12 protein-coding genes are annotated in these 10,036 nt (G+C 30.0%); all 12 read left to right on the top strand.

Annotation, left to right across the window (positions count from 1 at the left end; all coding sequences use genetic code 11):
- A partial coding sequence (locus CQ022_RS18285; RefSeq protein ID WP_317046954.1) for an RHS repeat-associated core domain-containing protein occupies positions 1–1,537 on the top strand: 1,537 nt, incomplete at its 5' end.
- A 2-nt stretch (positions 1,538–1,539) separates the two neighbouring features.
- Positions 1,540–2,061 carry a hypothetical protein gene (locus CQ022_RS18280; protein WP_105683730.1) on the top strand — a complete coding sequence of 174 codons (522 nt, stop codon included), beginning with the start codon at positions 1,540–1,542 and terminating at the stop codon, positions 2,059–2,061.
- Between the two features lie 68 nt (positions 2,062–2,129).
- The gene (locus CQ022_RS23310; RefSeq protein WP_105683729.1) at positions 2,130–3,146 is read left to right on the top strand and encodes an RHS repeat domain-containing protein; all 1,017 of its coding nucleotides are present in this window, start codon (positions 2,130–2,132) and stop codon (positions 3,144–3,146) included.
- The gene (locus CQ022_RS18270) at positions 3,118–3,657 is read left to right on the top strand and encodes a hypothetical protein (protein WP_105683728.1); all 540 of its coding nucleotides are present in this window, start codon (positions 3,118–3,120) and stop codon (positions 3,655–3,657) included. The genes CQ022_RS23310 and CQ022_RS18270 overlap by 29 nt, the downstream gene beginning before the upstream one ends.
- Positions 3,658–4,112: 455 nt before the next feature.
- Positions 4,113–4,583 carry a hypothetical protein gene (locus tag CQ022_RS18265; protein ID WP_105683727.1) on the top strand — a complete coding sequence of 157 codons (471 nt, stop codon included), beginning with the start codon at positions 4,113–4,115 and terminating at the stop codon, positions 4,581–4,583.
- A 113-nt stretch (positions 4,584–4,696) separates the two neighbouring features.
- On the top strand, positions 4,697–5,773 hold the full coding sequence (locus CQ022_RS23305; protein WP_105683726.1) for an RHS repeat-associated core domain-containing protein: 1,077 nt from the start codon (positions 4,697–4,699) through the stop codon (positions 5,771–5,773).
- A gap of 7 nt (positions 5,774–5,780) precedes the next feature.
- On the top strand, positions 5,781–6,305 hold the full coding sequence (locus tag CQ022_RS18255) for a hypothetical protein (RefSeq protein WP_123864457.1): 525 nt from the start codon (positions 5,781–5,783) through the stop codon (positions 6,303–6,305).
- A gap of 212 nt (positions 6,306–6,517) precedes the next feature.
- Positions 6,518–6,991: a hypothetical protein gene (locus CQ022_RS18250; protein ID WP_105683724.1), complete on the top strand. Its 474-nt coding sequence runs from the start codon at positions 6,518–6,520 to the stop codon at positions 6,989–6,991.
- Positions 6,992–7,066: 75 nt separating this feature from the next.
- On the top strand, positions 7,067–7,759 hold the full coding sequence (locus CQ022_RS18245) for a hypothetical protein (protein ID WP_123864456.1): 693 nt from the start codon (positions 7,067–7,069) through the stop codon (positions 7,757–7,759).
- A gap of 282 nt (positions 7,760–8,041) precedes the next feature.
- The gene (locus CQ022_RS18240) at positions 8,042–8,479 is read left to right on the top strand and encodes a hypothetical protein (RefSeq protein WP_105683722.1); all 438 of its coding nucleotides are present in this window, start codon (positions 8,042–8,044) and stop codon (positions 8,477–8,479) included.
- 392 nt (positions 8,480–8,871) lie between these two features.
- Positions 8,872–9,294: a hypothetical protein gene (locus CQ022_RS18235; protein ID WP_123864455.1), complete on the top strand. Its 423-nt coding sequence runs from the start codon at positions 8,872–8,874 to the stop codon at positions 9,292–9,294.
- A gap of 248 nt (positions 9,295–9,542) precedes the next feature.
- The gene (locus tag CQ022_RS18230; RefSeq protein WP_105683720.1) at positions 9,543–10,028 is read left to right on the top strand and encodes a hypothetical protein; all 486 of its coding nucleotides are present in this window, start codon (positions 9,543–9,545) and stop codon (positions 10,026–10,028) included.
- Positions 10,029–10,036: the final 8 nt, after the last annotated feature.

The raw sequence follows: 10,036 nt of genomic DNA, 5'->3' as shown, positions 1-10,036 counted from the left end.
TAAATATACAGGAAACCGTCTGAACCAGATTATTGAAAGCTCATTAAATGATACAGGCTATGAAGGAGGAAATAATATCATTGATTATGACCTGAACGGGAATATGATTAATATGAAGGATAAAGGAATTCAGACGATACAGTACAACTATTTGAATTTACCGGATTCCTTTGCCATTACCCAGGCTAATCCTTCAGGGCTTTTTATGAACAGTGGGCTGGATTATCTCTACCGTGCAGATGGGGTAAAACTTCGCAAAACCTATTCCAGTGCTCCGCCACGCGGGCAGACAAGTATTACGATGACCGATTACCTGGATGGCTTTCAATATACCTATCGTGAAGGTGGCGGAATATGCCTGGAATGCCGAACGGAAACAGCTTTTGAAGAACAGGCCTATAAAAATATCAATACCCTTTCCGGTATTGTTATAACACCGGAATGGAAGCTTGATTTTGTGCCTACCGCTGAAGGATTTTACAGTTTCACAGAAAACCGCTATATTTACCAGTACAGAGATCACCTTGGCAATGCCAGAGTAAGCTTTGCAAAAAACAGCGAAGGCGCTCTTGAAATAACCGATACCAACAACTATTATCCATTTGGATTAAACCATATTGAAGGAATGCTTAGTACTTCTAATTTTGGAGGGTATTATAGTTACAAGTACAATGGAAAGGAATTGCAGGAGACTGGAATGTATGATTATGGAGCGAGATTTTATATGCCGGATATTGGGAGATGGGGTGTGATAGATCCGCTGGCGGAAGCTTCTAGACGTTGGAGTACATACACATATGCCTATAATAACCCAATTAGATTTATTGATCCTGATGGAATGCAGGCAAAAGATAAGATTAAGATCTTTAACAATGGTAACATAGAAAGAACAAAAGACAATAATACCTATGATACTGTTACCAATGAAGATGAATCTAAGTCTATTCAGATTGCCCGTACAAATGTGACAGAAAAGAATCCTACAGGAGATTCACAGATAGGGAATATGAAATCATTAGCTTTTGATTTGCCTGAAAGTGATGGAATGGAAGGAAGCGCAAGTTCAACATACAGTTACTTGCAGATACAGAATTATGATGCAGCCACCCAATTTTTTGAATTTGCTGCGGAAAATACAAAAGTAGAGTTTGCTCAAGATACATTTAATTTTAGCGATGGGTATAGTACCAGTATTATAAGTACCAATCATTCTGTTAATCAAAGTGTAAATGCTGGGGCTATGTTGGAAGCATATAGTTTTGGAGGACATATTATACAAGATGGAAGTCATTTTGAAAATGTACACTCCCATCCTCTTAGTGCAAATGTGGGTCCATCAGGTTGGAATGATAGATTTATAAATAATGTTCCAGTAATGACTTACGGTTTAAAACAAGGAGATGCACAATTTAGAAGTAATAATCCTCAAATTACAAATACGTATCAATATAGTACTTGGAAATGGCCAACTCCTGGCAAAGGATATTTTAAATACGACTCAAAAAATGCAACATTTATTGGAGGTAAAAAGAATTAAAAATGAAAAAGAATATATATTGTCTACTGATTTTCTTTGTTTTAATACTTAGTTGTAGTACAACGGTTTTTAATAAGGAGAATAATACAGCAAGAAACATTGTTGCCAGTTACATAGAATTTAGAAATCAACAAAAAGTAATAAATCCAAAAACGAATATCATCATTATCGGTGCTCAAAGTGATAATGCTAAAAATGGAAATTACTGGATTGATTTGTGTTTTGTAAATCCAGCATTATTAATGGATTTTAAATATTCTAAAGTGTATGAAGTCAATGGATATAAATTAATTATTAGTGAAGATTTAGATAAGTCTTATTTGTTAGAAAAAACATTTAAAGAGATTCCTTATGAAAATCTTAATTTAGCTAAAATGGCTATTACATATAACACAACAAACTGGCATATTACGTTAAATAGTAAAAACGAAGTTGTTGAAATTTTACCCCAAGAAAAATCAAAAGAAATTAAAAATATTTTGGAAAAGAAAGGAGTAAAATTCTCAAAGAATTATACAGATTAGTCTTCACTTAAAACATAGAACCACTGCAATTGCGGTGGTTTTATTCTTTTATCCTGTAAAACCGCTATATTTATCAGTACAAAGATCACCTTGGCAATGCCAGAGTAAGCTTTGCAAAAAACAGCGAAGGCGCTCTTGAAATAACTGATACCAACAACTATTATCCATTTGGTTTAAACCATATTGAAGGAATGCTTAGTACTTCTAATTTTGGAGGATATTATAGTTATAAGTACAACGGAAAAGAATTACAAGAAACGGGAATGTATGATTATGGCGCAAGGATGTATATGGCAGATATTGGAAGATGGGGCGTTGTGGATCCGTTGGCTGAAATGAATAGAGCTTGGTCACCATTTAGATATGGTTTTAACAATCCAATTCGTTTTATTGATCCTGACGGGAGAAATGAAGACATATATGAACTAGATGAAAAGGCAAATTTAATTTGGAAAGCAGAATCAGATAGAGATGTAATTTATGCTTCTAAAAATTTTGATAATAATGGAAATCTTAAAGCTGAAAATGATGGTGGTGTTGATGTTGGAGAAAAAGGTTACATTGAAAAGAATAAACAGGAAATTACTTTAAAAGTGCCTTTAAAAGATTCAGAAGGAAATTTTTCGGACAGGATGACAACTTTAAGCTTCTATAATAATGAAGGAAAAGCAAAGGAAGTTGCAGAATATATGTATAATAACACTAGTGTAGAATCTTCAAATACTTCACTTAATGGGTCTAAGGGTATATTTTCAGTGGTTGGAACTTTTCATTTGCCTACAAAATCTCCATTTAATGCTAAAGACTTAGGGATGTCTAATTTCTCTTTTAATGGTGATTATTTTTATCCAAGCACAATTTTTGCTCAAGATCATAACCACCCTAATGATGGAATTGGTTGGACTCCTGCAAGTGGATTTGAATCATTTTCAAAAGGATACAGACCTAGCGGAGATGTTCGTTGCCTGAAAGGTGGTTGTGATATTAATGTAGCAAAAGATAATCCTAATGTAAAACTAAGAGTTTACATTTCTCAATTAAAAAAATATATGTATTATGATAGTCAAAAAACAAATTTTGAATAATTTTTTTTTAATATTACTTTTTATAGGACTATTCTGTAGTTGTTCAGCTCAAAAAATTAATATAAATCATATTGTTGATACTTATATAAATTATTATTCATCAAAAAATGAAATATTTAACCCAACAAAAACATATTTGTTAATGGGTTTGTCATCTGAAAGTGAAAATCCAAAAAATAAAATTTTTAGTCTTTCATATAATTGTTTTGAATGCGACGGAGCTGTTACAGATAATGATACTATTATTCAATATAAAGGATACAAAGTGGTAATAATTACGGATAATATTGATAATAAAATTCTTCTGTATAAATATTTTAAAAATATTAAGACAACCAAAACATTTCATTCAATACCCTTTAACAAAAACATAATGTATGACTCTCCTCCTCATTTAGGAGTTAGATTTGATGATAAGGGAAAGATTTATTTTATTTGTATGGGAAATAGAACAAAAGAAATAAAGCAAATGTTAGGTTTCAATAGTGACTTAGAAGATTGTCAGGAATAATTATTACTCCGCTGTCAAAGTCCCTCCGCTGGCGCGAGCGTCTCACTCGTGTCCAAAGTAAAATAAATAACAACCCTTGCATTTTGCAAGGGTTTGTTTATACTATAAGTTTTATTACTTTTAAACCTTAGATGACAACCAGCTTTGTTTCAATCTGTAGAATCTTAATCTGTAATTGAATTTTCAGAATAGCTATATATAAACTTAATGATTTTGTTTATGGACGTTCGCGCTTGCAAGAGGAAGAACTCATGAGATAGCATATTCTTTGGGTTTAAATCATATTTGGGAAGATTCCAAGGTCTCAAATACTCAAGAAAATAAAAATAATTAGCAAAATTCGGAAGGAAATCCTGACAAGTCTATGAGAGATGGTACAGGAACAAATATTTTACCACAACAAATTGATCAAATGAAAAAGACAATCGAACTAGTACAACCAAAAATTAATAAAAATGAAATTACACAATAATAAATACTTTCTATTTTTTTACCTTATAATTTTAGTACTATTATATAGCTGTAAAAATCTCTCTGTTGAATATTATTACGATGATCGAACAGAAAAGACTAGTAATGAAAAAGTTGCAGAAGACGAATATTTTAAGGATATTCCTAAAGAATATCAAAAAACAGATAATGACATTTTATTATTGTTCAATGGAGCTGCTTTTAAGGGAAAAACGATAATTATTAATAATAAAGATTCCATCAACTTTAAGTCAGTATCAGAATCAGGATGCTATGGGGTTACTTACAAAAAGGTAAATAAATCTGTAAAAAAAATAAGATTATCAATTGATGGCAAAAAAGACATTATAATTCCCTTTATAAACGGTTATGATTATATAGATATTGGAGATGCAAAAAAAGATAAATGGGGCGTAGGTTATAGTAAAATACTACCAAGCTACTTTTGTATGTAAATACTATGACAAAAAATTATTAAGGAGAACAAATATTTTTATTTAAAAAGGAAGTTCCCCCACTGGCTCGAGCGTCTCACTGGTGTCCACAAATAAAAACAAAACCACTGCAATTGCGGTGGTTTTATTTTATCCTGCAAAACCGCTATATTTACCAGTACAGAGATCACCTTGGCAATGCCAGAGTAAGCTTTGCCAAAAACAGCGAAGGCGCTCTTGAAATAACCGACACCAACAACTATTATCCATTTGGTTTAAACCATATTGAAGGAATGCTTAGTACTTCTAATTTTGGAGGATATTATAGTTATAAGTACAACGGCAAAGAGTTGCAGGAAACAGGTATGTATGATTATGGGGCGAGGTTTTATATGCCGGATATGGGAAGATGGGGTGTTGCTGATCCGTTGGCGGAGAAAATGACGAGGTATAGTCTTTATAACTATGCTTTTAATAATCCTATACGTTTTATTGACCCCGATGGTAGGCAAGCAGAAGATAAAATTAAGATATTCAACAATGGTAATATAGAAAGAACAAAAGATGATAATACTTATGATACTATTACAAATGAAGATGAATCTAAATCTATACAAATTGCTCGGACGAATGTAACAGAGAAAAACCCTACAGGAGATTCACAAATAGGTGTGGAAAAAACATTAGCCTTTGAAACTCCGGGGCATGATGAAATAGCGGGAGGAACGAGTTATACATATTTACAAATAAACGATGATACTGCTGCAAAACAATTTTTCGAGTTTGCTGGTGCAAATACAAATGTAGAATTTGCTCGAGATAGATTTTCCTTTTCAGATGGTTTTTCTTCAAATATAGTAGGAACAAATCACTCACAAAACGAAAGTGTTAGTTCTTATTTTGTTGTATCACATTTAAATTTAGGTGGAAATTCATTTCATATTGTTGATCAGGTTAACAGTATTGATTATGATCACTCACACCCTTTAAATGCTAATATTGCACCAAGCGGGTTTAGTACTGGTCGATTTAATGGTAATAAACCAACATTTTATAGGATAGCTGGCGATGGAGGAGATGTAAGGATGGCGGCTCAAGGAGGTGTATTTAAGAGCCTACACGTTTATTCATCATGGAAATATCCATCATCTGGTAAAGGATATATAAAATATGATAATACAAATGCTACATACGTTGGACAAAATAAATAATGGAACTATGAACAAATTACATTTAGCAGGATATTTCTTATTCTTATTATTTGCAATATCTTGTAAAAGTCAAGATTGTAAAAATAATAATGCTGCAATAATACCATTGATTGAGAGTTATATTAAATATAAAAATGAAAAAACTATAATTGATAGCAAAAAAAACATATTATTAATTGGTGCAAATACCATTAATAATAAAGATCTTAGTGTAAGTTTTTATTTTATAAATCCTCAACTACTTTTAAATTTTAATTATAGTAAAGTATATTCTATTAAGGGCTATAAAATGATTTTTGACGAATCATTAAATAGAACAGATATATTACAATTAACATTTAAAAATATGGAAGTACAATATGAAAATTTCAATTTAGGAAAGATTCCGTTTTCTTATAATACAGATTATTGGAATATTATTTTTAATTGTCAAAATGAAATTATTGAGATTTTACCACAAGAAAAAGCATATATTATAAAAAAACTTTTGGAAAAGCAAAAAATAAAATTTTCAAAAGATTATATAGATTAATTCTCCCCAGCTGGCACAACCATACTACTCGTGTCCACTCTAGAATAAATAACAACCCTTGCAAGAATGCAGGGGTTGTTTATATACTATAAGTTTCACTACTTTTAAACTTTGGATGGCAACCAGCTTTGCTTCAATCTGTGGTTGAATTTTCAGAATAGTTATATATAAACTTAATGATTTATATAATAGCTCTCAAATAATTAAGGCTTATGAAGGAAAATTTAAAAAAGATTAAAAGAATTCTCTTAGTATCTGTTTTTTTATTGAATTTTGGATGTTCTGCTCAGACTCGCGAAAAGAAGGAGTTTTATAATTACATTGAAAAAATAATTACTGAAAAGGAGTTTGCCTTTTTTGAAATTAGCTTAATTAAAAAATGTAATAATCAATATCTTTTCGGCTTTGCAAAAATGAATTACAATGATAATCTCTCTAACAGGATTAAGACTTATAATTATAAAGGCTCTTTAATAATCTTTGATTTGAATCATGAAAAAGATAAGCAGATTATTAATTTTTTCGATTCTTTTTTTGAGAAGACAAATCAAGATATATCTAATTTAAAGAAAGGCAGGCAATCAACTATTGATGAAAGAATGCTCTATTTTGTAGATAAGAAATTCATTCCAGACTTTAATAGGGCTCAGATTTTTATGGAGAGTGACTGTAATAAAAGTCCATAGTATATTTTCAAATCTTCTCCTCGCTGGTGCAAGCATGATGTTAAAAATACATCACATTCATATAAATAATAACCAATGAAAAACTATATTTTATTGTACATAATGCTATTTACTAGCTGTTTATCACAAAGTAAAAGCTCGTTAAAAGAAATAAATCAAAATTTACTCAATAATAACGATGTTTCTTTTAATAGTTCTTATTTAAGTCCCCAAGAAAATGAGGGAATGAAAAATGCTTTAACAAAATTTAGATTGTTAGGAATAGAATCTTGTAATATAAATCCTGAAAAAAAATATTCACGTATTTATATTGAAGACGGATTTCATTATGAAGATGGATTTTATGATGGGATTATTATTTTCGATAATAAAGATGTTTGTGAAATAACAATCAGCCCTTACAAATTGAGAATTGACAGTCTTTCGTACAAAAAAGTAAAATATGGCAATTTTATATTTTATACGAAAAAGAAATCAATAGAAGACTTTAAAAAGAACAATTTGAATGAATATTATAGATATCAGTTAGTAATAGAAAATAAGATAGATGAATTGAAAAAATGTTTGGAAGTTGATGAGCTTACCCCAAAACCAATTGTTTTTACCAAAAATTATTACATGCTTGGTAAGCAATTTAATAGCTACGGAGCTGTCAAGATAAATTATAATGATATTAAAGATGGTGTAAAAGATATTCCTTATTTTAAAAAAGAAAATCAAAAAAAATTTATGGACTGTATTGGAAATCTAAATATTAAGTTTGAGTAAATATTTTTCTTAGCATATTACCCCTTGCTGGCGGAAGCATGTCACTCGTGTCCACAGAAAAAAATAACGGCCCTTGCATTCTTGCAAGGGTTGTTTATATACTATAAGTTTCACTACTTTTAAACTTTGGATAACAACCAGCTTTGCTTCAATCTATGGTTGAATTTTCAGAATATCTATATATAAACTTCATGATTTTGTTTATGGATACGAGCTGGATGCTCGCGCCAGCAAGGAGCAAGAAGTTTTGAATCAATTTATTAATAAGCAAAAATATCCATAATGAAAAAATATATTTTATTACTAATATTTAATTTGTGTCTGTTTAGTTGCTATCCACAGAGATCATTTTCGGATATAGTATATTTTTTACCTTCTTCTGTCAATGAAATTCTTATTAAAGAAATACAGAAAAGTGGCAATAACAATGATATATATATGGTTTTAGATAAAGAAAATACAGATACATATATCTTGTATTTAAGTAATAATAATTCTCCAAAAAATTTTTGGAAAGAACATACAAATAGAGCGGTATTTCTACAAGAGAAATTAATACCTCTTTATTTTTACTCTGATGAATATTTTTCATTTGCAGAGAAAGGAGAAGATATATTAAAAAAATTAGGAACTGAAAAAGGAATTAAAAAGGTTACCTATCTTCGAGAAAATGTTTTTAATATTAAATTTAAACTTAATGGAGAAATAGTGGATGAATAAAAATAGACTATTCTCCCTCTGCTGGCGCGAGCGCATGTCGCTCCTGTCCACGCTAGAATAAATAACAACCCTTGCAGAATGCAAGGGTTTGTTTATACTATAAGTTTTACTACTTTTAAACTTTGGATGGCAACCAGCTTTGCTTCAATCTATGGTTGAATTTTCAGAAAAGTTATATATAAGCTTAATGATTTTGTTTATGGACACGAGCGAGACGCTCTCGCCAGCACGGGAAGCAACTGCTCATGAAGCTGGACATATTTTTTTTTGGTTTAAGGCACAATACAGATAGTGATAATCCAATTCAAAAAGAAGTAAAAGTTATGTACGATCCAAGAATTGGAATGTTATAAATGTAAAACAAAGAGATATAATAATCCAAAATATTCCAGATGAAAAAAGTAAATAATGCTTTGTTAGTATGTGTATTACTAGTTTTTTGTAATTGTTTTTCTGTTCCTGAAATCCATTACACAGAATCAATGGATAATGAGAAAACAATTAGAAAAGATAGGTTGATGATCCAATTGTATGATAATGATATTTATAATGAGAAAATATCAATTAAAACTGATAATAGTATATTGATTTTTCAAGATTCTAAAATCAATAAGAGCATTACTACAAGGACAAGTGGAAACTCAAAAGTTTTAGAATTTGCATTAAATAAAGATATAAAGCATATTGAGATAAAATATAGTGGGAAAAAGTATAAATTAAATATTAATGAAAAGTATAGTATTCTTTTCATTGAACTAAGAGATGGCATTATTGATGCTTTATATACTAATAGAGAGCCAATTTATACAAATTAATCCCCTGCTGGCGCGAGCGTGTCGCTCATGCACACAAATAAAACAAAACCACTGCAATTGCGGTGGTTTTGTTTATACTATAAGTTTTACTACTTTTAAACTTTGGATGGCAACCAGCTTTGCTTCAATCTATGGTTGAATTTTCAGAATAACTATATATAAACTTCATGATTTTGTTTATGGACACGGGCGGGACACTCGCGCCAGCAATGGAATACAGTTTTTTGGGATAAAGTTTTATATTAATTATGAAAACAAAAGAATTTAAAAAAGAGGTTTTAGAAATTACACTTAGATGTGTTGATAAAAAACCTGAGGATTGGACAACATTTAATGATAAAATGCATACAATATTTTTAGAGGAGAATTATGTCCCAACGAAGGCATCTTTATTATCAAATGAATTACCAATATTAGAATGTGATTTATATGATTCTTATTTACTTGTAACTTCAGATAGAGTTATTTCCATTATTAATAATAATTATAATGAGATTTATCCGAATGATTTTTATGAGCTTTGTAATGATTATGAAAAGTTTAATTATAAAAAAGAAGGTGCTCATCCTAAAACTAATATTATATGTATTCAGAAAATAGATGGATTTAAAGTTTTATTAAAAATAGACTCTCATTACCCAGCTTTTTTTACTAAAATATTAATCTGTAATATTATGTTATATAAAAAAGAAGGAAGGTGGTTTTTAAATCCAAGTAAAAAAAACTATGAGTAAAAATATTT

It is taken from the genome of Chryseobacterium culicis (genome assembly GCF_002979755.1).
GTDB classification, from domain to species: domain Bacteria; phylum Bacteroidota; class Bacteroidia; order Flavobacteriales; family Weeksellaceae; genus Chryseobacterium; species Chryseobacterium culicis_A.
The sequence above is the reverse complement of the archived record's forward strand: the minus strand, read 5'-3'. Positions and strand labels throughout refer to the sequence as shown.

Coding starts and splice junctions, on each gene's coding strand:
- CQ022_RS18270 (WP_105683728.1), top strand. CDS start 3,118: ATGATAGTCAAAAAACAAATTTTGAATAATTTTTTTTTAATATTACTT.
- CQ022_RS18230 (WP_105683720.1), top strand. CDS start 9,543: ATGAAAACAAAAGAATTTAAAAAAGAGGTTTTAGAAATTACACTTAGA.
- CQ022_RS18240 (WP_105683722.1), top strand. CDS start 8,042: ATGAAAAAATATATTTTATTACTAATATTTAATTTGTGTCTGTTTAGT.
- CQ022_RS18235 (WP_123864455.1), top strand. CDS start 8,872: ATGAAAAAAGTAAATAATGCTTTGTTAGTATGTGTATTACTAGTTTTT.
- CQ022_RS18280 (WP_105683730.1), top strand. CDS start 1,540: ATGAAAAAGAATATATATTGTCTACTGATTTTCTTTGTTTTAATACTT.
- CQ022_RS18265 (WP_105683727.1), top strand. CDS start 4,113: ATGAAATTACACAATAATAAATACTTTCTATTTTTTTACCTTATAATT.
- CQ022_RS18255 (WP_123864457.1), top strand. CDS start 5,781: ATGAACAAATTACATTTAGCAGGATATTTCTTATTCTTATTATTTGCA.
- CQ022_RS18245 (WP_123864456.1), top strand. CDS start 7,067: ATGAAAAACTATATTTTATTGTACATAATGCTATTTACTAGCTGTTTA.
- CQ022_RS18250 (WP_105683724.1), top strand. CDS start 6,518: ATGAAGGAAAATTTAAAAAAGATTAAAAGAATTCTCTTAGTATCTGTT.